The 24059-nt window shown below is 56.2% G+C and carries 25 protein-coding genes and 1 riboswitch; of the genes, 14 read left to right on the forward strand and 11 right to left on the reverse strand.

Features of this window, described 5'->3' with window-relative positions:
• The first annotated feature begins 203 nt into the window (after positions 1–203).
• From MJ923_RS02360 to cobO, 8 genes are all read left to right on the forward strand, one after another.
• Positions 204–875 carry a histidine phosphatase family protein gene (locus MJ923_RS02360; protein ID WP_240589753.1) on the forward strand — a complete coding sequence of 224 codons (672 nt, stop codon included), beginning with the start codon at positions 204–206 and terminating at the stop codon, positions 873–875.
• Positions 876–921: 46 nt separating this feature from the next.
• A riboswitch (cobalamin riboswitch) is annotated at positions 922–1094 on the forward strand.
• An 87-nt stretch (positions 1095–1181) separates the two neighbouring features.
• Positions 1182–1979, forward strand: a complete 798-nt coding sequence (locus MJ923_RS02365) for an ABC transporter ATP-binding protein (protein ID WP_240589754.1) — start codon at positions 1182–1184, stop codon at positions 1977–1979.
• Positions 1976–3034 (forward strand): FecCD family ABC transporter permease, encoded by a 1059-nt coding sequence (locus MJ923_RS02370; protein WP_240589755.1) that lies wholly within the window; start codon positions 1976–1978, stop codon positions 3032–3034. The genes MJ923_RS02365 and MJ923_RS02370 overlap by 4 nt, the downstream gene beginning before the upstream one ends.
• Positions 3035–3067: 33 nt before the next feature.
• Complete coding sequence (gene cobT, locus MJ923_RS02375; protein ID WP_240589756.1) at positions 3068–4096, forward strand: nicotinate-nucleotide--dimethylbenzimidazole phosphoribosyltransferase; 1029 nt, start codon at positions 3068–3070, stop codon at positions 4094–4096.
• A 5-nt stretch (positions 4097–4101) separates the two neighbouring features.
• Positions 4102–4881, forward strand: coding sequence for an adenosylcobinamide-GDP ribazoletransferase (locus tag MJ923_RS02380; protein WP_240589757.1), 780 nt, complete (start codon positions 4102–4104; stop codon positions 4879–4881).
• A complete protein-coding gene (gene cobU, locus MJ923_RS02385) occupies positions 4878–5444 on the forward strand; it encodes a bifunctional adenosylcobinamide kinase/adenosylcobinamide-phosphate guanylyltransferase (RefSeq protein ID WP_240589758.1) in 567 nt (188 codons plus the stop codon). Before MJ923_RS02380 ends, cobU begins: the two co-directional genes overlap by 4 nt.
• 3 nt (positions 5445–5447) lie before the next feature.
• Positions 5448–6956, forward strand: a complete 1509-nt coding sequence (locus tag MJ923_RS02390) for a cobyric acid synthase (protein ID WP_240589759.1) — start codon at positions 5448–5450, stop codon at positions 6954–6956.
• Positions 6957–6987: 31 nt separating this feature from the next.
• Positions 6988–7602 (forward strand): cob(I)yrinic acid a,c-diamide adenosyltransferase, encoded by a 615-nt coding sequence (gene cobO / locus MJ923_RS02395; RefSeq protein WP_240589760.1) that lies wholly within the window; start codon positions 6988–6990, stop codon positions 7600–7602.
• A 377-nt stretch (positions 7603–7979) separates the two neighbouring features.
• Here cobO and MJ923_RS02400 read toward each other — a convergent pair whose 3' ends face one another.
• Entirely contained in the window at positions 7980–8918 is a 939-nt protein-coding gene (locus MJ923_RS02400) for a hypothetical protein (protein ID WP_240589761.1), read from the reverse strand.
• Between the two features lie 284 nt (positions 8919–9202).
• On the opposite strand from MJ923_RS02400, the gene mpl reads away from it, so the two are divergent.
• The 5 genes from mpl to MJ923_RS02425 all read left to right on the forward strand — a co-directional run bounded on the left by mpl (position 9203) and on the right by MJ923_RS02425 (position 13619).
• Positions 9203–10576, forward strand: a complete 1374-nt coding sequence (gene mpl, locus MJ923_RS02405; RefSeq protein ID WP_240589762.1) for a UDP-N-acetylmuramate:L-alanyl-gamma-D-glutamyl-meso-diaminopimelate ligase — start codon at positions 9203–9205, stop codon at positions 10574–10576.
• 11 nt (positions 10577–10587) lie between these two features.
• Positions 10588–11244 (forward strand): flavin prenyltransferase UbiX, encoded by a 657-nt coding sequence (locus MJ923_RS02410; RefSeq protein WP_240589763.1) that lies wholly within the window; start codon positions 10588–10590, stop codon positions 11242–11244.
• A gap of 7 nt (positions 11245–11251) precedes the next feature.
• Positions 11252–11782 carry a hypoxanthine phosphoribosyltransferase gene (gene hpt, locus MJ923_RS02415; protein WP_126165908.1) on the forward strand — a complete coding sequence of 177 codons (531 nt, stop codon included), beginning with the start codon at positions 11252–11254 and terminating at the stop codon, positions 11780–11782.
• Between the two features lie 83 nt (positions 11783–11865).
• A complete protein-coding gene (locus tag MJ923_RS02420) occupies positions 11866–12852 on the forward strand; it encodes an ABC transporter ATP-binding protein (RefSeq protein WP_240589764.1) in 987 nt (328 codons plus the stop codon).
• Positions 12849–13619 (forward strand): ABC transporter permease, encoded by a 771-nt coding sequence (locus MJ923_RS02425; RefSeq protein WP_126165910.1) that lies wholly within the window; start codon positions 12849–12851, stop codon positions 13617–13619. The genes MJ923_RS02420 and MJ923_RS02425 overlap by 4 nt, the downstream gene beginning before the upstream one ends.
• Here the strand turns inward: MJ923_RS02425 and MJ923_RS02430 are convergent, their stop codons facing one another.
• The 8 genes from MJ923_RS02430 to sfsA all read right to left on the reverse strand — a co-directional run bounded on the left by MJ923_RS02430 (position 13620) and on the right by sfsA (position 20353).
• Positions 13620–14132, reverse strand: coding sequence for a DUF4124 domain-containing protein (locus MJ923_RS02430; protein WP_240589765.1), 513 nt, complete (start codon positions 14130–14132; stop codon positions 13620–13622).
• 201 nt (positions 14133–14333) lie between these two features.
• Entirely contained in the window at positions 14334–15179 is an 846-nt protein-coding gene (gene panC / locus MJ923_RS02435; protein WP_240589766.1) for a pantoate--beta-alanine ligase, read from the reverse strand.
• 7 nt (positions 15180–15186) lie between these two features.
• Entirely contained in the window at positions 15187–15981 is a 795-nt protein-coding gene (gene panB, locus MJ923_RS02440; protein WP_240589767.1) for a 3-methyl-2-oxobutanoate hydroxymethyltransferase, read from the reverse strand.
• Between the two features lie 58 nt (positions 15982–16039).
• Entirely contained in the window at positions 16040–16528 is a 489-nt protein-coding gene (gene folK / locus MJ923_RS02445) for a 2-amino-4-hydroxy-6-hydroxymethyldihydropteridine diphosphokinase (RefSeq protein WP_240589768.1), read from the reverse strand.
• The gene (locus tag MJ923_RS02450) at positions 16525–17802 is read right to left on the reverse strand and encodes a polynucleotide adenylyltransferase PcnB (protein ID WP_338092211.1); all 1278 of its coding nucleotides are present in this window, start codon (positions 17800–17802) and stop codon (positions 16525–16527) included. Before MJ923_RS02450 ends, folK begins: the two co-directional genes overlap by 4 nt.
• Before the next feature lie 260 nt (positions 17803–18062).
• On the reverse strand, positions 18063–18947 hold the full coding sequence (gene gluQRS, locus MJ923_RS02455) for a tRNA glutamyl-Q(34) synthetase GluQRS (protein WP_420854404.1): 885 nt from the start codon (positions 18945–18947) through the stop codon (positions 18063–18065).
• Positions 18948–19036: 89 nt separating this feature from the next.
• Positions 19037–19480 (reverse strand): RNA polymerase-binding protein DksA, encoded by a 444-nt coding sequence (gene dksA / locus MJ923_RS02460; RefSeq protein ID WP_126165917.1) that lies wholly within the window; start codon positions 19478–19480, stop codon positions 19037–19039.
• 153 nt (positions 19481–19633) lie between these two features.
• The gene (sfsA, locus tag MJ923_RS02465; RefSeq protein ID WP_240590234.1) at positions 19634–20353 is read right to left on the reverse strand and encodes a DNA/RNA nuclease SfsA; all 720 of its coding nucleotides are present in this window, start codon (positions 20351–20353) and stop codon (positions 19634–19636) included.
• A gap of 199 nt (positions 20354–20552) precedes the next feature.
• Here sfsA and pepB point away from each other — a divergent pair, with 199 nt between their 5' ends.
• Positions 20553–21830, forward strand: a complete 1278-nt coding sequence (gene pepB, locus MJ923_RS02470) for an aminopeptidase PepB (RefSeq protein ID WP_240589770.1) — start codon at positions 20553–20555, stop codon at positions 21828–21830.
• 143 nt (positions 21831–21973) lie between these two features.
• On the opposite strand, the gene MJ923_RS02475 is transcribed toward pepB, so the two are convergent.
• Complete coding sequence (locus MJ923_RS02475; RefSeq protein ID WP_240589771.1) at positions 21974–23821, reverse strand: GGDEF domain-containing protein; 1848 nt, start codon at positions 23819–23821, stop codon at positions 21974–21976.
• On the reverse strand, positions 23808–24053 hold the full coding sequence (locus MJ923_RS02480; RefSeq protein ID WP_240589772.1) for a hypothetical protein: 246 nt from the start codon (positions 24051–24053) through the stop codon (positions 23808–23810). The genes MJ923_RS02475 and MJ923_RS02480 overlap by 14 nt, the downstream gene beginning before the upstream one ends.
• Positions 24054–24059 lie beyond the last annotated feature (6 nt).

A 24059-nucleotide genomic window follows, 5' to 3' on the forward strand; every position in this document is an offset into this window, starting at 1 on the left:
GGGGCTTTGGGCTTCTTAAACGGCAGAGCCGATAGAGCCAAAAGCCAGTTTACGGCCTGAAACAGGCTATGGCGAGGCTGCTGCGCTGGATTTCTGCGCAGCCTTTGGCCGGGGCAGAAATTTGATTTGGACATTTATACGTATAGACGTCCATAATACGCGAAAAGTCCGCCCCGGAGCAAGTAACGCTCAAGCAGGCCACGGTGCGAAAAAACAGTGCGGATAAACAACCAGAGGTGAGCGCCAGTATGATTTCCTGTGAGCTGATATTCTGGCGTCACGGCAAGTGTGAGAACGAAGGTGTGCTGCGGGGCAAAACCGACAGCGCCCCAGAGCCGTCGGCAATCCAGGCCATTGCAGAGCGTGCTGCCAACATGCCAGTGCCCCATGCCATTTTCAGCTCGCCGCTGCGTCGCTGCCTTGAGCTTGCTGAGGCGATGGCACTGCCTTTGGGGCAAGCGGTGCAATTGCAGCCCGGCCTTGCCGAGATGGACTTTGGCGACTGGGATGGCCGCAGTCTTAACGAGCTGTGGCAGCAAGAACCCATAGAGGCCTGGTGGCAGGCCCCCTGGGACCAGAACGCCGGAAACCAGCTGCCCCCCAATGGTGAAACAATGCAGGCCTTCGAGGCGCGGGTCGATGAAGTTATTGCTCAGATTCTTTGCGATGTGCAGGATGGCGAGCGGCTGTGGCTGGTGACCCACGGCGGTGTTATTCGCTGCATGATGGCTTCCTTGCTTGGGGCGAACAGAGTCGCCGGTTTTTATAATCGCCTCGATATTCCCCATGGCGCCTGTGTCCGAACCCGCTGGTTTGCCACTGCTCAGGGTTGGCAGGGGCAGCTTATCTGGCAGAATATGGAACTTGTGCGCTAAAGCGCGGATAATCTGCAGTTTAGTGGCCGTGTGGTCGCCACAAATTTGAACATTATTGGGTAAAGGTGTCGGGGGCTAAGCCAACCCGACGTGAAAAGGGAACCGGGGAGTGCCTGTTGGTACCAGCCCGGACTGTGCCCGCAACTGTGTGAAGCAAGTGTGCTATGGGTTAATAGCCGTGCTTCGAGTCAGGATACCTGCCTTTATCTGTCGCAACTTAACCTATGCATCCGGACGGGTTATCCGGAGGAGTTTTATGCCTATCAACTTTGCTCCCCCGGGCTATACCGCGGGAGATTTTCTGTTATGAACACCGCCATCACGGTGAATGAACTGTGCTGGCAGGTGAACGGCCGGGCGCTGCTGGACTCGCTCAGCTTTACCCTGAGCGGTCGTGGCATGTACGGCGTGATTGGCCCCAATGGCGCGGGCAAGTCGTCGCTGCTGCGCTGTTTATACCGTTTTATCCGCCCCGACAGCGGCACCATTGTGATTAATGGTCAGGACATAGATGCCTTCTCCCGCAAGGCCTTTGCCCGGCTGGTGGCTGTGGTGCCCCAGGAGTTGCCGCCGCTTTTTGACCTTGCCACCGAAACCGTGGTCGCAATGGGGCTTATTCCCCACAAGGGCTGGCTTGGCGCCGACAGCGCCGCCGACAAAAAGGCGGTGGCCGAAGCGCTTGCCAAGGTTGGTCTTGAAGGTTATGGCAAGCAGCCCTTTGGCAAGTTGTCCGGCGGCGAAAAGCAGCGGGCCTTGATTGCCCGGGCGCTGGTGCAGCGGCCGACGATTCTGATCCTTGATGAACCAACCAGCCATTTGGATGTGCGCTATCAAATTGAAGTGCTGGAGCTTTTGAAACGGCTCGATGTGTTTGTGCTTTGCACCATCCACGACTTAAACCTTGCCAGTGCCCTGTGTGATGAGCTGCTACTGCTGGATCACGGCCGGCTGATTGCCAAAGGCACGCCAAAACAGGTGTTGACCGAATCCCTGATTGGCGACGTATTTGGGGTGTGCTGCACCGTTGAGCCCCATCCTCAGCACGGCAAGCCGCTTATTCATTACTTTTACGGCTACGACCGAAGTCTGGGGGCGCACATATGAGCGGTATCCGCGCCTTGTTTACGCCCCTCGGGCAGCGTGATTATCTGCTGGCCGCTCTGGTACTGGCCTGTTTGGTATCCCCTGCGCTTGCCAGCATGTTTGGCGCTGCGGATATTCAGTTCAGCGAAGCCATGTCGGTGTACCTGCATGCCCTGATTGGTGAGCGCCCGGCGGACGTGCCATATCTTGACAGCCGTATTCTGCTTGAACTCAGATTGCCACGCATTCTGCTGGCGTTTGTCTGCGGTGCAGGTCTGGCGCTGGCAGGTTGGGCGCTGCAATTGGTGACCCGTAACCCCCTTGCCGATCCATACCTGTTTGGTATCAGCTCGGGGGCATCCCTCGGCGCCATTGTGGTGATGAGTCTGAGCAGCCTGTTCGGCGGCGCCTTTGTAGAAGCGGCAGCTGGTATCAGCTTGCCGCTGGGAGCCTTTGCCGGCGCCTCGGCTTCGGTGCTGATGGTGCTGGCCTTAAGTGGTTTTGGGCTGCAAAGTCAGGTGGAGCGCATGCTGCTCTCGGGGGTGGCCATCTCGTTTCTGTTTGGCGCTCTTGGCAGTTTGCTGCTGTATTTTTCAAGCCCTCAGGTAACAGCTTCACTGCTTTTCTGGAGTCTGGGCAGTTTTGCCCGCGCCAGTTGGGATCTGCTCTGGTTGCCATGGACCATCTTCGGGGTGTTTGTTGGCTTTTTATCTGTGATGCGTCGCCAGTTGCTGGCGCTTTCGGCCGGGGATGAAACCGCCCATGGCCTTGGGGTGCCGGTGGCGAGGCTCAGGATAGTCAGCCTGCTGATGTGTTCCCTGATGACCGCAGTGCTGGTGGCAAGTTGCGGGGGCATTGGTTTTGTCGGCTTAATGATCCCGCACATCACCCGGCTGATGTTTCCCGGGCGCCAGTCGCTTATGATTGTGGTGCTGATGGGCGGCCTGTTTATGATGTGGGTGGATGTGCTGGCCCGTTCGTTGCTGCCCGCTCAGGAACTGCCGGTGGGCGTGATTACCGCCGTGATAGGCAGTGGATTTTTCCTGCTGCTGTTGCTTGGTCGCAAAGGTCAATAACAAGCTGTAAAAGGATTTGAATAAGGATAGGCAATGTTTGAAATAACACCGCCGGACAGGCAAAAGGATGCGGACATTCAGGCGCGCATCGATGGCAAAACCAAGCCTCCCGGCGCCTTGGGACAGCTTGAAGGGCTCGCCGCTTCGCTGGTGCGTCTGCTTGGGGATGAGCCGCAGATCCGTCGTCCGGCCATGTTGGTGTTTGCCGCCGACCATGGCATTGCCAATGCCGGAGTGTCGATTGCGCCGCCGGAAGTGACCGCGCAGATGGTGGCGAATTTTGCCCGTGGCGGCGCGGCCATCAATGTGTTTTGTCGTCAGCTTGGCTGGGAAATCGAAATTATCGATGCCGGTATGTTAACGGCGCCGGACCCAAGTCTTGGGGTAACAGATTGTCGCCTGGGGGCGGGCACTGGCCCTATCCACAAGCGTGCTGCCATGACCCTTGGTCAGGTGGAACACGGCCTTAATTTCGGCCGCGAGCGGGTCAGAGCCCATGTTGTCGAGGGCAGTAACCTGATTGGTCTGGGCGAGATGGGCATTGGCAATACTTCCAGCGCAGCGGCTATGATGGCCGCGCTGCTGGGGCTTGAAGCCAAAGACTGTGTCGGCCGCGGCACCGGCGTGGATGCCGCCACCCTCAAGCGCAAGCAAATGCTGGTGGAGCAGGCGCTGCTGTTACATCTGGACACCTTAACCAGTCCGCAATCTGTGCTTGCCTGTGTCGGCGGCTTTGAAATTGTGGAGATGACCGGCGCGGTACTGGCGGCGGCAGAACTTGGCGTCCCGGTGATTATCGATGGCTTTATTGCCACGGCCGCTGCGCTGGCGGCGGTGAAAATGCACCCTGAGTGCCGCGATTATCTGATTTTTGCCCACCGCTCCGGCGAGCGTGCCCATGGGCTGATGCTTGAGCACCTCAAGGCCGAACCCTTGCTGGACCTGGGGCTCAGACTGGGCGAAGGCACTGGCGCGGCGCTGGCGCTGCCTTTGGTGCAGGCGGCGGCCAACTTCTACCGCGAAATGGCCAGTTTCGATGATGCAGGGATTGAGAAGGTATAAGACGTATGTCATTCAAGCGTGAACTCGAGCTGTTTTTGTTGGCGCTCACCTTTTTTACCCGTATCCCTGTGCCGGTACGGCTGGAATACAGCCTCGAAGGTCTTAGCCGCGCCAGCCGTTATTTCGGACTGGTGGGCACCCTGGTTGGGCTGCTGTCGGCGCTGGTGTTTTATCTGGCGCAGTTGGCGTTCCCGCCCAGCGTGGCGGTGGTGCTGGCCATGGTGGCGTCGGTGCTTATTACGGGTGGGTTTCATGAAGATGGTCTTGCCGACACCGCCGACGGTTTTGGCGGCGCTTTTGAGCGTGAGCGCAAGCTGGACATCATGAAAGACAGCCGCCTTGGCAGTTATGGTGCTCTGGCGCTGATATTGGCGCTGCTGTTTAAGTTTCAGCTACTCAGTGAACTCGCGCTCTATTCAGCGTCCAGCGTGGTGGGCGCGCTGATTTTGGGCCATACCCTCAGCCGCGCTTTTGCCGCCAGTTTTATTTTCAGCCACACCTATGTGCGGGATGACGATGCCAGTAAATCCAAGCCGCTGGCGCAATCAATGCACTGGGACGAGGTGCTGTTTTTGATGCTGAGCGCCGCTGTGGTGTGTCTGCTGCTCACCGGCATTGGTGCCACGCTGGTGATTCTGGCGACCCTTTTTATCACCCGCAGCCTGCTTGGCCGCTGGCAGAAGCGTCATATCGGCGGCTACACAGGTGACACTCTGGGAGCCTGCCAGCAAATCCTCGAGCTGGCGCTGTATCTGGCATTGCTGCTTCTTTGGAGCCAGTCGTGATCCATCTGGTACTTGGCGGTGCCCGCAGCGGCAAGAGCCGTTTTGGCGAAAACTGTGTCCGCGAACTGGCGAATGAAGGCATTTATCTTGCCACTGCGCTTGCCGGTGATGGCGAGATGGCTGCACGCATCGAGCGCCACAAACTCGACAGGCTCGAGTCGGGTGTTAACTGGCAAGTAATTGAAGCGCCATTTGATTTATCAAGGCGCCTCGATGAACTGGCACGCAGCGAGAAACCTGTACTGGTGGACTGCCTGACGCTCTGGCTCACCCAGTGTCTTGTTTCGAACCCCAATGGTATTGCCGATGCCCGTGATGCACTGCTGGCCACACTGGCAGGATTTCAGGGGCAGCTTATTCTTATCAGCAATGAGGTGGGCTCGGGCATAGTACCCCTTGGCGAGCTCAGCAGGCAGTTTGTTGACGAAGCGGGCAGGCTAAATCAGGCCATCGCCGCCCTCGCTGACAAGGTCACCTTAGTGGTGGCCGGATTGCCGCTAAGCCTCAAGGATGAAACGGTAACTATCAGGAAAGCAAAGAAGTTGCCCCAAATGGGAGGATAACCCATGGCATGCGCCACACTCATGATCCAGGGCACCGCCTCGGATGCCGGCAAGACCACCCTGGTGGCCGGTCTGTGCCGGATACTCGCCCGCGAGGGCGTTAAGGTCGCACCCTTCAAGCCACAGAACATGGCGCTCAACAGTGCTGTCACCACAGACGGCGGTGAGATTGGCCGCGCCCAGGCGCTGCAAGCCATTGCCTGTGGCCTTGAGCCACACACAGATTTCAATCCGATTCTGCTCAAACCCGCCTCCGACAGCCGCGCCCAGGTGATAGTCCAGGGTAAGGCCTTATCTCACCTGGAAGCCGCCGAGTTTTTTGGCCAGGCTGGCAAGGGATATAAAGCCATGGCGATGGAGGCTGTGCTGGACTCCCATCAACGATTGTGTGGGCAATATGATTGCCTTTTGGTGGAAGGTGCCGGCAGCCCCGCCGAGATTAACCTGCGTGAAAACGATATCGCCAATATGGGCTTTGCCGAGGCGGTGGATTGCCCGGTGATCCTGGTGGCCGATATCGACAAAGGCGGGGTATTTGCTCAGTTGGTGGGCACGCTGGCGCTCTTGTCCGAGTCGGAGCGTGAGCGGGTTAAAGGCTTTGTCATCAACCGCTTTCGCGGTGATATCAGCCTGCTTCAATCCGGGCTCGACTGGCTTGAGGCCCATACCGGCAAGCCTGTGCTGGGCGTGGTGCCTTATCTGCATAATTTGCTGCTGGATGCCGAAGATGCGCTGGTGCCCTTTACGCCTTCGAGCCTCCAAGACCAGCGCATTAAGGTGCGGGTGCTGGTGTACCCAAGAACCAGCAACCACACCGACTTTGACCCGCTGCGGCTGCACCCCGGTGTGGATTTCGATTATCTGCAGATCCAGAACACCAGCCCGGATGCCCTGGCGGGTGCCGATCTGGTGATACTGCCCGGCAGCAAAAATGTACGGGCGGATCTTGAATGCCTCAAGGCGCAGGGGTTCGATAAGGCGCTTAAAAAGCACTTAAGGTACGGCGGCAAACTGCTGGGCATTTGCGGTGGTTATCAGATGCTGGGGTTGGAAATCGATGACCCCGAGGGCATAGAGGAGGCCCCCGGCAGCAGCGAGGGGCTGGAGTTTTTGCCGCTTATCACCGAGCTTAAGCCCGGCAAGGTGCTGGCCAATGTGACCGGTGAACTGACTCTGGGCGAGTGCCATGTGGCGCTGAAGGGTTATGAAATTCACTGCGGCCACACCAGTGTGCTCGGCAAGCTGACCCGGCCGCTGTTTTTGACCGATGACGCCGGTAACCCGGCCTCAGACAGGGGCTGCATCAGCGACGATGAGGCGGTGTTCGGTACTTATCTGCATGGGATTTTTGATACCCCCGAGGCGCTGAGTGCTGTGCTTGCCTGGGCGGGTTATCAGGGCGAAGAGGTAGCAGTATCTTTGGATGCGCACCGTGAGCAGCAGCTCAATCGCCTCGCCGACACCCTGGAGCAGCATCTGGATATGAACCGGCTTAAGGCCATCTTTTTATAATTATCAACGCGATAACCAGTTAGGAAACAGCATGACCGACAACAACGCCAAGGCCCGTGGAGATGAACGCCATAAGGCTCGCCAGCAGAAGGTGAAAGAGGCCGTGGACGCCAAGGTAGCCGCCGCCAACATAGAGAAAGGCGTGCTGATGGTGATTACTGGCAACGGCAAGGGCAAGACCACCGCTGGTTTCGGTACTGTTGCCCGCGCTGTTGGCCATGGCAAACAGGCGGCTGTAGTGCAATTTATCAAGGGCAACTGGGACTGCGGTGAGCGTAAGTTGCTCGAAGGCGCAGGCGTGCCTTTCGAAGTGATGGCCACCGGCTTTACCTGGGATACTCAAAACCGCGAAACCGATACCCAGGCGGCCGAAAAGGCCTGGGCACAGGCCGAGATTTGGCTTAAAGACGAGCGCATCGACCTTATCCTGCTGGATGAGCTCACCTATATGCTCAGTTACCACTATCTGGATCTGGAGCGGGTGCTCAGCGCCCTTAAAAGCCGTCCGCCCATGCAGCATGTCGTAGTGACAGGTCGCAATTGCCATCGGCAGCTACTGGAGCTTGCCGATACCGTGAGCGAGATTGAGTGTGTGAGGCATGCGTTTGAGGCTGGCGTGAAAGCCCAGCCCGGTTTCGACTACTGATCTTAGCTTCGTGATTGGCGTTTTGGCGGTATTGCCGTCACTGCGCATCCCATCACGTAGCGCTACTACGCTCAGGTCTGTCGCCGCTCGGCGGCTTTGCCAAAAACACCAATCACTGTGCTGACGTTTTCCCGTTGACGACGAGTGTGTCGGAATTGTCTGCAAGATTTCACCATCACGTACTGAACGTACGCTCAGGGGCTGAAATCTTTTGACAGCTTTGCCACAGCCGCGATCACTGTGCTGAGTATTACCCGCCACTCGGATATCGGACTGTTTTGTCTGCAAGATTTCACCCCATCACGTACTGAACATACGCTCAGGGGGGAATCTTTTGACGGCATTGCCGTCACTATGTCACCCCATTCGTGTCGCAGCTACGCTGAGGGCGGCTTGAGATCAGAGTGCCGGTTGCAGCTCGCGTCTTGAGGCTTGGTGCTGCTAAGTCTGGCCTTATCGATGAGAAAAGTGTGGAATCTCTGGTCCAGATGTCGCCAATTGTCAGCATTCATGGCTGCCTTTAAATACTCGGCTGGGTCCTGCCCTTGTGCCACGGCAAGGTAAAGGGATTTGAGGCCCGAACTCCCCAGCTCTGCCAGAATGAACTCCCTTATCCAGGCACTTTGTATATAGAAGTCCACCGCGTGGTCGATGGTCTTTTGCTCCTTAAGCACCATCACCATGGGGCTTTTTTCACCTGCTGCCTGTTGTTGCTTCGCTTGTTGTTGCATGGCTAGTATTTGTTGCTGCATCTGCGCCATGACCGGATGGGGCATTGCCATAAATTGCTCCAGGGGGATGGGGCTGAACTCCTCTTGCAGGCGACTGTTTTCGGGTTCGCACATGACCGCCAGGGTTTCATCCAGCCAGTCGGCAACCTTGGGATGACCATAAGCCAGACCTTGGGTTTCTCCCTTTGCCAGCCCCGCCTGCACCCAGCCATTTATGGCCATAACATGGCAGGCCTCATGGCGAACTACCTGCGACTGCCGGTCCGGTTTGACCATCAGCGTCTCCCCGGTGAGATGCAAAACCGTGGTGGTGTTTTCGGAGGTTTTCTTAAGGTTCAACAGGGCCGCACCGTCTTTCACCAAAACCACATTCAGAGGCGTTGGCTCAATAAGGTATTTGGCAAAGCTGGTTCTTGCTTGCTGCAAATCATGGCTCAGCTGCTCGCTGTCTCCTGTGCCATCGGTCCACAGATTGATGCCTTCTGAGGTGGAGTGTTTTTGGAGTTCTGTGGCCAAAGCGTTAATCGGTAGTAGGGTAGTGCTGGCTGCGGAGGCTATCAGTAGCAGGGGCAAGATGACTTTCATGAAGGTTCCTTTTCATTTGAATAGAGTCAAACAAAGACAAAAGCTATGCCAAAAAATATTTACCAATAAAACAGTTTGTTAGGGTTTGTATGAGCCAGAGGTTTCCCGATTTGGGGAACAGGATATGACCATATGGGAAAGCCGTTGGCTTGGGGTTGTGATTCTGGGCGTTGGCGAGGTGGGCGGCATTTCTGGCGACAAGTTTCGCCTTTGCCGGTTCGGGTCTGTACAATGACGCTGATTTTTCATTGCGTTGGGCCTTAAGGCCGCTATGGACAGTATCTATGCACGTACACATTCTCGGAATTTGCGGAACCTTTATGGGCGGCCTGGCGCTGCTGGCACGGGCTATGGGCCACAGGGTCACGGGTTCGGATGCCAACGTCTACCCGCCAATGAGCACCCAGCTTGAAGAGCAGGGCATTGATTTAATTCAGGGTTTTGACCCTTCTCAGTTGGAACCTGCGCCGGACCTGGTGGTGATAGGCAACGCCATGAGCCGCGGCAATCCCTGTGTGGAAGCCGTGCTGGATAAGGGCCTTGCCTATACCTCAGGGCCACAGTTTCTGCGCGATCATATTCTGCCGGGGCGCTGGGTTCTCGCGGTATCCGGCACCCACGGCAAAACTTCGACCTCCAGCATGCTGGCCTGGATTCTGGAATCCTGTGGCTATGAGCCGGGCTTCCTGATTGGCGGCGTGCCGCAAAACTTCGGGGTGTCGGCGCGGCTCGGTAACTCGCCCTTCTTTGTGGTAGAGGCCGACGAGTACGACAGCGCCTTTTTCGACAAGCGCTCCAAGTTTGTGCACTATCAGCCGCGCACTCTGGTGATTAATAACCTCGAGTTTGACCACGCCGATATCTTCGACTCCCTGGCCGATATTCAGCGCCAGTTCAATCATGTCATTCGTACCGTGCCCGGAACCGGCAAGGTTATTTGGCCCAAAGACAGCAAGGCGGTGGCCGAGGTGATCGACAGGGGCCTGTGGAGCGAGCAGGAGACTTTCAGCCACAACGATGGCGCCGACTGGTCGGTGCGTCCCCTTGCGGCAGATGGCCACGAGTTTGAGGTGCTGTTTGGCGCACAAGTACAGGGCGTACTGGACTGGCAGCTTATCGGTGCCCACAACATGGAAAACGCCGTTATGGCCATTGCGGCCGCGCGTCATGTTGGCGTGCAGCCTGCCGCTGCCATTGAGGCGCTCAGTGCATTTGCCCCGCCCAAGCGCCGTCTGGAGCTTCTGGGCGAGGTGGCCGGTGTAAGCCTGTACGATGATTTTGCCCATCATCCCACGGCCATTGAAACCACCTTGAAGGGCCTTAGAGCCAAGGTCGGCAATGCCCGTATTCTGGTGGTGCTGGAGCCACGTTCCAATACCATGAAGCGCGGCGTGCACAAGGATACCCTGGCTCGTTCCATGACCCTGGCTGACAAGGCATTTTTGTATCAGGCCGACAATATCGACTGGGATATCCGTCAGGCCATGGACGCTGCGCCGCTGCCGGTGGATGTGGACTATGATATTGATACTCTGGTGGCCAAATTGGCCGCAGAGGTACGTCCGGGCGATCATCTGGTGGTCATGAGTAACGGCGGCTTTGGCGGTATTCATGGCAAGCTGAAACAGGTTATCGCTGAGACGCTGGATAAGGTTTAAGAGGACGATCCATGAGTGCGCCGCTCACACCCAAGAAAAACAGCATCAGCCTGGCCTGGACCGGCGCCTCTGGTGCGCCCTATGGTTTGACGCTGCTCAAATGTCTGCTCGAGGCCGATTATCGGGTATTTCTGATGATCTCCAGCGCCGCCCGGGTGGTGTTTGCCACGGAAGAAGGGCTGAAACTGTCGGCCGATGGCAAAAAGGCCGAGGCGCAGATCCGCAGCTTTATCGGCTCTGAGGCCGGTGAGCTGATAGTGCTTGGCAAGGATGAGTGGTTCTCGCCGCCGGCGTCGGGGTCGGCCGCACCCAAACAGATGGTGATTTGCCCCTGCTCCACCGGCACACTGGCCGCCGTGGCTACCGGCATGAGCAATAATTTGCTGGAAAGAGCTGCTGATGTGGTGCTTAAGGAGCGCGGCAAGCTGCTCTTGGTGCCGAGGGAAACCCCCTTTAATGCCATCCATCTTGAGCATATGTTAAAGCTGACCCAGCTTGGCGCCGTGGTGATGCCGGCAGCGCCCGGCTTTTACCACAATCCCAAATCGGTGCAGGATCTGGTAGACTTCCTCGTCGCACGCATACTTGACCATTTGGGCATAGACCACAGCCTGACCAACCGCTGGGGCTATGGTGGCGAAGGTGCCACACAAGCATCTGATAATTGAGAGTATTATGAAACACACCATCGAAGAGATGATCTCGGCCGCCGAGATTGACCAAAAACTCAATGAACTGGCCGAGCGTATTAACGCTCATTACCAAAACAGCGAACGCCTGCTGATGGTAGGCCTGCTCAAGGGCTCTGCGGTCTTTATGGCAGATCTGTGTCGCCGTATTCATGGCCACGTGGAAATCGACTTTATGTGCGTTTCCAGCTACGGCAATGCCATGTCCAGCTCACGTGACGTGAAAATCCTCAAGGATGTGCAGTCAGATATCGCCGGTCGCGATGTGCTGATCGTGGAAGATCTGATTGACTCGGGTAACACCCTGTCCAAGGTACGAGAGCTGCTGATGGTACGCGAGCCAAAGAGCCTGGCGCTCTGTACCCTGCTCGATAAGCCCGAGCGCCGCGAAGTGGATGTACACGTGGATTTCGTCGGCTTTACCATTCCGGACGAGTTTATTGTGGGTTACGGCATCGACTATGCTGAGCAGTATCGCAATCTGCCTTATATCGCCAAAGTAATCCCACTGGAATAACATTTGTGCGGTTGCAGTTCGGGGGCTTGGCCCCCGTTTTTGTTTCAATTGAATTGGTTTAAGCCTGTTGTTGGGGGATAAAGATGACAGACACACCAGCCGCGCTTGCCATTGCGGGGCTTAAAAAAACCTACAAAGGCGGCGTTGAAGCCGTGAAGGGCATCAGCCTGGAGGTTGCCCAAGGCGACTTTTTCGCTCTGCTTGGCCCCAATGGGGCTGGCAAGTCCACCACCATAGGCATTATCAGCTCGCTGGTACACAAGAGTGCCGGCAAGGTGCAGGTATTTGGCCACGATCTCGACAGCGAACTCGAAGCCGCCAAACTCTGCATTGGTCTGGTGCCGCAGGAGTTTAACTTCAACCAGTTTGAAACCGTGCTGCAAATTGTGGTCAATCAGGCCGGTTACTATGGTGTGAGCCGCCCGCTGGCGCTGGAGCGCGCCGAGAAATACCTTACTGCACTGGATTTGTGGGAGAAGCGTAACAGCCCATCCCGTCAGCTTTCAGGCGGTATGAAGCGGCGACTGATGATTGCCCGCGCGCTGATGCACGAACCCAAGCTGCTGATCCTGGATGAGCCCACCGCCGGGGTGGACATTGAGCTGCGCCGCTCCATGTGGAGCTTTTTGACTGAGCTTAATCGCCAGGGCGTGACCATTATCCTCACCACCCACTATCTGGAAGAAGCCGAGATGCTGTGCCGCAATATCGGCATCATCGACAAGGGTGAGCTGGTGGAGTGCACCAGCATGAAAAAGCTGCTGTCCAAGCTGAACATGGAAACCTTTGTGCTGGATATCCGTCAGGAGCTTAAGGCTGCCCCCGCCCTTGATGGCATTCAGTGCCGTGTCACCGATGTTCATAGCCTGGAAGTGGATATTGCCAAGGAGCACAGCCTTAATCAGCTGTTTGCCCAGCTGTCGGCCCAGGGCATAGAAGTGCTGTCGATGCGCAACAAGGCCAATCGCCTCGAAGAGCTGTTCGTAGCGCTGGTGGAAGGCGCCAAAAACAAGCCTTCCCCAGGCGTTCAAAATCAGAGCCAGCAACAAGGGGAGAAAGCCGTATCATGAAGGCGCTGTACCTGACCGCATTCAAAAGTATCCTTATCAAGGAAATCACCCGTTTCACCCGCATTTGGGTGCAAACTCTGGTGCCGCCCGCCATCACCATGACATTGTATTTTCTGATTTTTGGCAATCTGGTGGGCAGCCGTATCGGCGAGATGGGCGGCGTAAGCTACATGGAGTTTATCGCGCCAGGTCTTATCATGATGTCGGTGATCACCAACTCCTACTCCAACGTGGCCTCAAGCTTTTTCAGCGCCAAGTTTCAGCGCAACCTCGAAGAGCTTATCGTCGCGCCCGTGCCCCATTATGTAATGATTGCGGGCTATGTAGGCGGCGGTGTGGCCCGCGGTCTGTGTGTGGGCTTTATCGTGACCCTGGTGGCCATGTGCTTTGTGGATTTAAGCGTGCAGCATCTGGGGCTGGTGGCAGTGACAGTGTTTATGACCTCGGTGCTTTTTGCCCTCGGCGGCCTTATCAACGCCGTGTTTGCCAAGAGCTTTGATGACATCAGCATTATTCCGACCTTCGTGCTGACGCCGCTGACCTACCTTGGCGGGGTATTCTATTCGCTGTCTCTGCTGCCTGACTTCTGGCGCGGCGTCTCTGCGCTGAACCCGGTGGTTTATATGATAAACCTGTTCCGCTACGGCTTTCTGGGCACGGCTGATTTGAGTCTGTGGCTGTCGTTCGGGGTGATGCTGGGCTTTTGCGCGGGGCTTTGGTATCTGGCCTATTACCTGATTTCCAGAGGTATAGGCCTTAGAAGTTAATCAGGGTTTGGCGTTTTCTTTCTCGGCGTCAGCAACCTGCTGGCGCCGCTCTTTGAGCATGGTAATTGTGCCTTCGTTATTGGTCTTCATTTCATTGAAGCGCTGATTCATCTCATCCACGTCTTTTAAAAACTCAGGGTCGTTCTCAGGCGCGCCGCGCCAGAAGCGCTTGCGGTCGAGCTTTTGTTTTTCACTGGTACGCAGAATCTCGATGTAGCTGTTTTCCTGCTTGAGGCGGTAAATTTCGCCGTCGATAAGCAGCAACAGTTTTTCGGTGGAGATGGTTTTGCCACTCATCAGCGCCATCAGGGGGTCGTCGGGATCTTTGAGGCGGTCTGAGTCGACTTCGCGGGTCAGGCCCAGTTCAAATTCCAGCTCGCGCTGATTGTATTCGGTGGGGCACACAGACTGGGAATACACCACCCGGTCGCCTTTGATGCACTTGTAGATGGTATCAGCCCCTGAGGCCGACAGCGGCAGGGCAAATAGCAAACACAGGGCAAGGGCTCGCATTGATGGCACATCCTTTTGATATTGGTGTGAAAATAGCACCCGACATCGTCCGTCATAAACCGGGCACAGCTGTCAATAATATGACGTATGACGACCGAAATATCCAGAAAATGTATACACTTGTTGCGTAATTGGAATGGTTTGCTGAAAAAGGCAACAAAAAAGGGAGCCAGGCTCCCTTTGCTTAAGTTGCTGCCGCCATCAGCGGCTAAACACCAGATTATCAATCAGCCTGGCCTTGCCCATGTAAGCGGCGGCAAGCACCACCAGTTCTTTATCGGCATCGGTGGCAGGGGCCAGGGTAGTGGCACTGCGAACTTCCAGATAGTCCGGACGGAAACCGGCATCTATCAGACGCTGATTGGCGCCATCAATGGCCTCGCTAATCTGACCACCGCTGCTAATCTGGCTTGCAAGGGTATCCAGCGCGGCCTTGAGCGCAGCTGCGCGATGCTTTTCATCGGCACTCAGATAGCCATTGCGTGAGCTCATGGCCAGGCCACTTGGCTCGCGCACTGTCTCAACGCCAATGATCTCCAGCGGTAGCGACAGGTCTTCCACCATGGTGCGGATCACCAGCAGTTGCTGGAAGTCTTTGCGACCAAACAGGGCGATATCGGGCTGCACTATGTTGAACAGCTTAAGCACAATCGTCGCCACACCGCGGAAATGCCCAGGGCGGCTGGCGCCGCACAGCTCATCTGAAATACCCGGAACTTCCACAAAGGTTTGAGCGTCCAGCCCTTTGGGATAGATGATGTCCGGCGTTGGGGTAAACAGCAGCTCACAGCCTGCGCTGATAAGGCCGGCCTGATCGTCGGCCAGGGTGCGCGGATACGCATCCAGATCTTCGTTTTTGCCAAACTGCATGGGGTTAACGAAGATGGAGGCCACCACATGGTCGGCGCGGCGCTTGGCCTCTTTTACCAGGGTGATGTGACCGGCATGGAGGTTACCCATGGTTGGCACAAAGGCCACGGTTTCCCCTTTGGCGCGCCAGGCGCGCACCTGGGCACGGATTTCAGCGATTACTGCGGTTGTGTACATCTTGGGCTCAGTTGAAAGTGTGTTCTGGACCGGGGAAGCTGCCGTTGTCGACTTCGTCGACATAGGCGCGCACGGCGGCGCGGATTTCGCCGGTCTGCTTGAGGTAATTCTTGGAGAAGCGAGGAATGTAGCCGCTGGAGATCCCAAGCACATCGTGCATTACCAGGATCTGGCCGTCGGTATCCTTGCCTGCGCCAATACCTATGACCGGAATGGTCAGGGCTTCGCTGATGGTTTTGGCCAGAGAAGCAGGAATACATTCGATTACCAGCAGTTGGGCACCGGCGGCTTCGAGCGCCTTGGCTTCGTTCAGAATGCGCTGGGCGTTGTCGGCATCGCGGCCCTGTACCTTAAAGCCACCAAATACATGCACCGACTGGGGAGTGAGGCCAATGTGAGCACACACGGGCACGCCGCGCTCGGTCAGCATTTTCACGCTTTCCAGCAGCCACTCGCCGCCTTCCAGTTTGACCATATTGGCACCGGCCTGCATCAGCACTGTGGCGGTGGTCATGGTCTGCTCAGGAGTGGCGTAACTCATAAAAGGCATGTCGGCTATCAGGAGTGCCCGCTCAATGCCACGACGCACACAGCGGGTGTGATAGGCAATATCCTCAACGGTTACTGGCAGGGTGTCGCTGTGGCCCTGAAGCACCATGCCCAGCGAGTCGCCAACCAGCAGCACGTCGATGCCTTCGCTGTCGAAGGCGCCGGCAAAGCTGGCGTCGTAGGCGGTCAGTGCCGTGAACTTTTTCCCTTCCTGCTTGAACTTCAACAGGGTTGCGGTGGTGACTTTGGACATAATCTTCTTTCTTAACAACGGTAGAGAAGTGGAGTTATAAGCCAACTGAGGTCGGACTTCAATCTTCGCTGGCCAATGGTTGAAGTTCATCGCGCATTGAAGCCGTGATGAGGTCGCTGACAGCGGTGTTGCAGGGCAGGATCAGCCCGGGGTCGAGATCGGCAAGCGGTACCAGCACAAAACTGCGCGCTTTCATGCCGTAATGGGGCAGGGTGAGACGTTCACTGTGCATCACCATATCGCCATACAGCAGTAAATCCAGATCCAGGGTACGGGCGCCCCAACGAATCAGACGCTCGCGGCCCTGCTGCGACTCAATCGCTTGCAGGGCGTCCAGCAGTGCCAGTGGCGTAAGCTCGGTATCGAAACTTGCCACGGCATTGACATAGTCAGGCTGAACCACTTCGCCCATTGGCTTACTGGCGTAATAGGGCGACACAGCAAAACTGTCCGGCGCAGCTAAAGACAACAGGGCCTCACAGGCCCTGTTTAATTGGCTCACGGGCTCGGCGAGGTTGGCGCCGAGGGCCACGAAAACCTTGGTCATGCCTCGCTGCCGCTGTGCTGGGCTTTTGAACCTTCGCCCTTGCCGCCTTCGCTGCGGGGGCGACGGCGCACCCGGCGCTTGCGGTTACGTGGCGCATCAGACTTGGCGCCGCTGCGGGCGATGTCGCCGCGCTCATCGTCGGAGGCTTCCACAAAGTTCTGCCACCATTGAGCGGATTTCTTCAGGCTGCCGCCTTCAATTTCGGCGCGCATCAGCAAGAGATCGTAGGCGGCGCGGAACTTCGGATTTTCCATCAGCTTAAAGGCACGGGTGCCCTGGCTGCGCTCGAATCTCAGTTGCAACTGCCAGATATCACGGGCAGGCACGCTGAAACGCTTAGGGATCGCAATGGACTGACACTGCTGTTCGAGCACATCACCCATGGCGGCGAAGTAGGCGTCATAGAGGCTCAGACCGCTCTCGTGGGCAATTTCTTCGGCGCGGCGCTTAAGCGGATACCACAAGAGCGCAGCGTAGAAGAAGGCCGGAGTCACGGGTTTGTCTTCCATAACCCTAAGATCAGTGCTGCGCATGACCAGCGTTGCCATGCGGGCGCAGTCACCCTTGGGCGCTTCGCGCATCATGTCGTCCAGCAGCGGGAACAGCGGCGCAAACAGGTTGTATTCCTGCATCATTTGCAGGTTCGCCTGGGCCTTGCCGGCGAAGAACAGCTTGAGCACTTCTTCGTACATGCGCGCAGCGGGAATGTCTTTGAGCAGCGGAGCCAGCTTACGGATAGGTGCAGCTGTCACTTCTTCAATCCGCATCCCCAGCTTGGTGGCAAAGCGCACGGCGCGGATCATCCGCACCGGATCTTCGCGGTAACGGGTTTCTGGGTCGCCAATCAGACGCAGCACGCCATCGTTGAGATCTTCCATGCCGCCGCCATAGCTGCGGATAGAGTAGTCGCTGATGTCGTAGTAGAGGGCGTTAACGGTGAAGTCGCGGCGCTCAGCATCTTCATCGATGCTGCCGTAGACATTGTCACGCAGCAGGCGTCCTTCAGCATTGGCCTTGGAAATCTTGTCGCCCGCTTCGTCGGAGTGGTGGCCACGGAAGGTGGCAACTTCAATCACGTCACGGCCAAACACAATATGGGCCAAACGGAAACGACGACCGACCAGGCGGCAGTTGCGGAACAATTTTTTGATGTCTTCCGGGGTGGCGTTGGTCACCACGTCGAAGTCTTTGGGTTCCATGCCCAGCAGCAGGTCGCGGACACCGCCGCCAACCAAAAAGGCCTGGTAGCCGGCTTTGTGCAGGCGATAGAGCACCTTGAGCGCATTTTCACTGATGTTCTTGCGCGAGATGGTGTGGGCATTTCGGGGCGTGATGCTCAGACTCAGGCCTTGTGCCTGGTCGGCACCCTGCTGAATCGATTCTGTCGTTGGATGCTGCTCACCCTCGGTGAACAGTTGCTTACAGAACTGAGTGATACGGCGAAAAATGGTACACCTCTTGAGCTTAACTAGGGGTTAAAAATCTGGCGGCTATGATAACCCCAAATGGGGTCAATTGACAGTGTGCCGCCGCCTTAGCTGCCGCTGCCAATCAGGATTTCGCGCTGAGTTGGGATGCGGTCGAGGGAAAACGCCAATACCGCCTGTGCCAGCAGGCTGTCAGGGCTGGAAGCATCCGGCACCTTTTGCCCCAAAAATGCCAGCGCCGCGCGCAGTGCCGGCATGGGTGCGGCCTTATCAACAGGCGTGGCATGGTTTTGTTTTGACAGCTTAAATCCCACATCGGCGCAGGCCAGTGGCAGGTGAATATAGCCGGGTGCCTTGAAACCAAACTGGGCAAACAGACTGAGCTGACGGCAGCTGGCTTCAATCAGATCGCAGCCGCGCACCACCTCGGTAATACCGGCGTCTGCATCGTCCATTACCACCGCCAACTGATAGGCATAGAGGCCATCGCTGCGCTTGATGATAAAGTCTTCGGCGGCAAACTCATCGGCCACCACAATCTCGCCCATCAAGCCATCGTGAAAATGATTCACCCGGGCGCGATTTTTGATGCGGATGGCGCCGCTGCCGTGACCAAGGGTTTGACAGCGGCCATCATAAACGCCGCCCATGGCCTGAATTTGTTTGCGGGTACACTGGCAATAGTAGGCGTCGCCACTCGCCAGCAGCGCATCGATCTTGGCCTGATAGGCCTCGGTGCGCAGGCTTTGATACACAAGCTCGTCATCCCAGCAAAGGCCAAAGGCTTCCAGGGTGCGCAGAATGTCATCGGCGGCACCGGCGACTTCCCGCGGCGGGTCTATGTCTTCAATCCGCACCAGCCACTTACCGCCAAGCGAGCGGGCTCGCAGGTAGCTGCCAAGGGCGGCGACCAGGGAGCCAAAATGCAGCGCGCCGGAAGGCGATGGGGCGAAACGACCGATATAGGGGCTGGGGGAGATTGAGGATTGCATGGGCGCGGGGGATGCAGTGTTACTCATGATGTAAGGCGCAGAAATACCAAGCGGGGCCTAAGCCCCGCTCAATTGCATGGTGGTTAAGCTTAACCGGCCATCTGCTTTTCTTTGATTTCGGCCAGCGTCTTACAGTCGATGCACAGGTCCGCAGTGGGACGGGCTTCGAGACGGCGGATACCGATTTCAACACCGCAGGAATCACAGAAGCCGAAATCGTCGTCTTCAATCTTCTGCAGGGTCTTTTCAATCTTCTTGATCAGTTTACGTTCTCTGTCGCGGGCACGCAGTTCCAGACTGAACTCTTCTTCCTGAGCGGCTCGGTCGACTGGGTCGGGGAAGTTGGCTGCTTCGTCTTGCATGTGTGAGAGGGTACGGTCGACTTCTTCGCGCAGCTGGTTACGCCAGGCTTCAAGGATCTTCTTGAAATGGCCCATCTGCTTGTCGTTCATATACTCCTCGCCAGGTTGCTCCTGATAAGGCTCAACACCTGCGATAGCGAGTACGCCAAGTTTTTTAGTGCCTTCAGGCATAACGCATCTCCTGTATTCTTTGCGTTGTTCGGGCGTCAATTAGAACGGCCGCTATCTATATCAGAATAACAACGGGGTGGCAAACTTTTTACCCACGGTTCAGCGAATTCTTTGATGATGTGCGCTTATCCTGAACTTTTCAAATTCTAACGGTTATTTTTCGACGATTTGTGGTTGAAAATGCAAGGGGTTCTCAAGCAGCAGCGACTCACTGTTCATGGTGCAACCATAGGCCAGAACTTCTACACCGGCCGCCATGGCTTGCCGAAGCAGGTCACCGTATTTGGCATCAATGTGGTCGGCGGGTGCCACTGCTTTAATGCCTTGATGCTGCACCACAAATAAAAGTACTGCCCGAAATCCCCGGGCTTTCATTTCCATCAGCTCCCGCAGGTGTTTCTGGCCTCTGGCCGACACAGCATCAGGGAAAAAGCCCATTTCTCCTTCCAGCAGGGTACAGCTTTTTACTTCGATGTAGCAGTCGGCTCTGGTATCTGCGCTGAGTAGAATATCTATGCGGCTGTTTTCATTACCATACTTCACTTCACGGCGAATAAGTTGGTAACCGCAAAGCTCGCTGATTGCACCTGTAGCAATGGCTTCTTCGGCAAGTTGGTTGGCTCGGCCGGTGTTAATGCCAATCAAATGGCCCTTATCGTCTTCGGCAAGTTCCCAGGTGCTGGCGTATTTGCGTTTGGGGTTATCCGAGGTGGAAAACCACACCCGTTTGCCGGGGTAGAGGCAGTTTTTCATCGAACCTGTGTTGGGACAGTGCAGGGTAATTTGGCTGCCGTCACTCAGGGTGACATCCGCCAGGAAGCGTTTATAGCGGGTGATAAGTGTCGCCTCGGTCAGCGGCGCCGGGTACTTCATGGGTTGTCCTGGGAAGTTGAAACCAAGGCCGTGAGTGTACCCCATATTCAGTGCCTTTTGGCGCTTGTGTCTGGCCCCTTGGGGCTAGAGGGCCGATGGGGTACACTGATTGGCAGACTTGGCAAGCCCTCTCGATGGCCGCTGCGGCTCCCGGTTTGCCCGCCACCACGATATAAGAACGACATAAGAAGGATGTAAGATGACTCAAGCAATGCGCGTTTGTCTCACCTCTGAAGCCGCTGCCGCCCACTGGGGCAAAGCCGATATCAGTTTCGAAGGTGACATTGCCCGTATCCACCTGCAGGGGGCAGATACCCTGCGTCAAATCCAGATGGCGGCCCGCAAACTGCGTGCTCAGGGCATCCATAATGTCGCGCTGGACGGTGAGGGCTGGGATCTGAGCCGTCAGTGGCAATTCGCCCAGGGTTTCGTGACTGCCAAGGCTGGCTGGAGCATCGACTGGACCGGCGACGCTGCCACCCGCGATGCGCTGGAGCAGCGTATGGAAGCTGCCCGCTTTGTACGTCAGCTCACCAACGAAACCCCGGAAAACCTGCCGCCGGTGAAGCTGGCGACTCTGGCTGCCAATTGGCTGAAACAGCTTGGCGGCGACAAGGTGAGTTTCCGGATTATCGAAGGAGAGCAGCTTCTCGAAGAACAGTGGATTGGCGTGCATGCGGTTGGCCGCGGCAGCGAGCGTCCACCGGCGATGCTGGAGCTGGACTTCAACCCGCTGGGTGATGACGCCCCTGTGTCTGTGGCACTGGTCGGCAAGGGTATTACTTTTGATTCGGGCGGCTATAGCCTCAAAGCCAGTGAAGGCATGCTTAACATGAAGTGTGACATGGGCGGCGCCGCCACTGTTACCGGCGCGCTGGGTTTGGCAATCAAAAGTGGCCTGAACAAGCGCGTGAAGCTGTTTTTGTGCTGCGCCGAGAACCTGGTCAGCGGCCGCGCCTATAAGCTGGGTGACATCCTCACTTACAAAAACGGCGTGACCGTGGAAGTGGTTAACACAGACGCCGAGGGCCGTCTGGTGCTGGCCGATGGCCTACAGGCGGCTTCTGCCACAGGCGCACCTTTCATTATCGATGCCGCCACCCTGACCGGCGCCGCCGTGATGGCAGTGGGCGGTAACTATAACGCTATCTTCTCACCCGATGCCGCCGTGCTTGAGCTGGCCAAAACCAAGGCCAGCGCTGTGGCCGAGCGGGTATGGCCCCTGCCACTGGATCCATGGCACAAAGACATGTGTCCATCTGCCTATGCTGACACCGCCAACAGCCGCCCTGTGAAAGGTGGCGGTGCTGGCGGTGCGTCCAACGCCGCTGGTTTCCTGTGGCGCTTTGTGCGTGAAGATGCCAAGTGGCTGCACATCGACCTTGCCGGCTCATTCGAAGACAGCGCAGGGGCACTGTGGGCCGCCGGTGCCACTACCCACGGGGTGCTGACCATTGCCGAGCTGCTTAAAGACTAAGCCGCTTTTTACTGACATTGCAAAGTACTGCTGCAGAAATTCAAAGGCCGCTCACTGAGCGGCCTTTTTGTACCTTTACTTAGGCAATGAAATCCTTAACGTACTCAAAGTCTTATTCATTAAGTCTTATTGAATTCACTGTTTCAACGTATCGGGCTGTGCCCGAGTTCCGCATCTGCACTTGTTTGGGTTCGCGCATCGCCAGCCTGAGTCTGCTCCTCGTCCGTCTGGTCAACAGACGCCTCATCATGGTCGCGGCTGTAGGCCTTTACCTGATTACGTCCGGCGCGTTTGGCGCTGTACATGGCTCTGTCGGCCTGGGCCAGCAATTGGTCCAGCGAGTAACCCGCCTGTTGGGAGTCGGTCAGGCCGAAGCTTGCCGTCAGCACAAAGTCATTGCCGCTGGCGCTGGTGTCGCAGCTTGCCAGAGTTCGGCGCAGCTTATCGGCAATCACCCGTGCATGGGCACTGTCGCATTCCGGCAGAATAAGGCAAAACTCCTCGCCGCCAATACGGCCAAATATCTCAAATTCCCGCACCTGTTCGCGGCACAGGCTCGCCACCTGTTTCAATGCCCAGTCGCCGGTGGCATGACCGAAACAGTCGTTAATCCGCTTGAAATGGTCGACATCGAACAGCACACAGCTGACCGGTGCCTTGAGGGTTTGGGCATGGGTGAGGGCGCTTTGCGCCACCTGGGTAAAGTGGCCACGGCTAAGGAGGCCCGTCAGGCTGTCGTATTCGGCTAACTGCTTCAAACGCCTTTGATTTTTTAGAGAATGCCAACCCCAGGTAATAAGCCCCAAGATCACACTCAGGAGTGCGCCAATCATCAACCGGCTATTGAATCTCTCGGCGGTGTCGAGCTGCTGTTGCACTTTGAGTAGCTTGTTTTGCTCATCCAGCAGGGCAATTTTGTTTTGCTGCTCCAGGCTCTGATGCTGAGCCAACTGAAACGCCAGAGTCTTGGTTTTCACCTCGTCCAGGTAGGCTTTGTCGGCCTCGGCATACTTGATATAGGCCTCCAGCGCCGCCTCACTGTTGCCGCGGCTGCTGTGATAGTCAAACAGCACCTTGTTGGCACGGATAAGGGCTTCCAGCGCATTGGCCGCCGCTGGCGATTGGCTCACTGCCAATGCCTGTTGATAGGCCTTTTCCTGCTGCCCCAGCTCCCAGTTGGCCTTGGCCTGCAGGCTTTGGTAAATGGCAATGACAGGGGCGTATTTGGCGTTTAATACTTGCGGTTCGTTTTCATCAAGAAGAGATTTGGCTGCTTGGGGGTGATTGTGTGTTTCCAGCAAATATTGAGCGTATAGGCGAATTATTATTGAAAAAGCTACATTTTCTTTGGCTGATAAACACAGAGAACTACCGCTCTCGAACTTGGCGATTAACTCACTATCTTGTGCATGTGATTTAACAAGTGCTTCAAACATTAATTGCTCGGCAACGCACGCATTTCTCGCTGAAGAAGAGATCCGCTTCAATCGTTCACTATAATCTTGTGCCAACTCATACTGGCCAATTTCGTTGTAAAAAATTCCTGACGTTGCAATGGCCTGAATCTTAATTTCAGAATTATTTACCGTAGCTAGAAGTGACTGCACTTGAGCGAGTGTTTCCAGACCTTCATTCCAACGTCGCTGAATTGCATATGCATTCGTAAGAGTCAGAAGGGATCTAACTTTTATCTCGCCACTGGTAGTTGTTTTAGCGAGAGTCTCAAAGGCGGCCATGCCCAGTGCAAATTTACCCTTAAACGTTAACTCATAAGCTTGTAAATACGACAGGTAGTCCCGCTCATAAGGAGACAAGCTACTCAGGTTATCCGAGGTTTCCAGCAATATGCTTTGAAACTTTTCAGGATCACTTGAACGTATTTCATCGGCAGTTTCTAGCTTTTCAAGCCATGACTCTGCATGTGATACGTTGCTGACGACTTGAAATAAACAAGCCGTCAGTAATAGCAGTAAATATTTAAGCAATGGCATAACTCAACCGGTTTGCTTGAGTATCTTTGTCCTCTTCTTGCTCAGTTTCCTGCTGTTCTTCATCTTCAGCGGGGAACAAGAAGCAGACAATGTCAGGTGTCACATCCAGTTCGGCCTTCAGGGCTTCGATGTCTTTAGCTTCGAGCATGGCGGCGATGTGGGCTGGCAGAGTATCGAGTGACACAGTAGTATCTGTGCCAAGTTTTGCCAAAATTTCAACAGCTTGATTCATCTTTCT

Source organism: Shewanella zhuhaiensis, assembly GCF_022484835.1.
Taxonomy (GTDB): Bacteria; Pseudomonadota; Gammaproteobacteria; order Enterobacterales; family Shewanellaceae; genus Shewanella; species Shewanella khirikhana.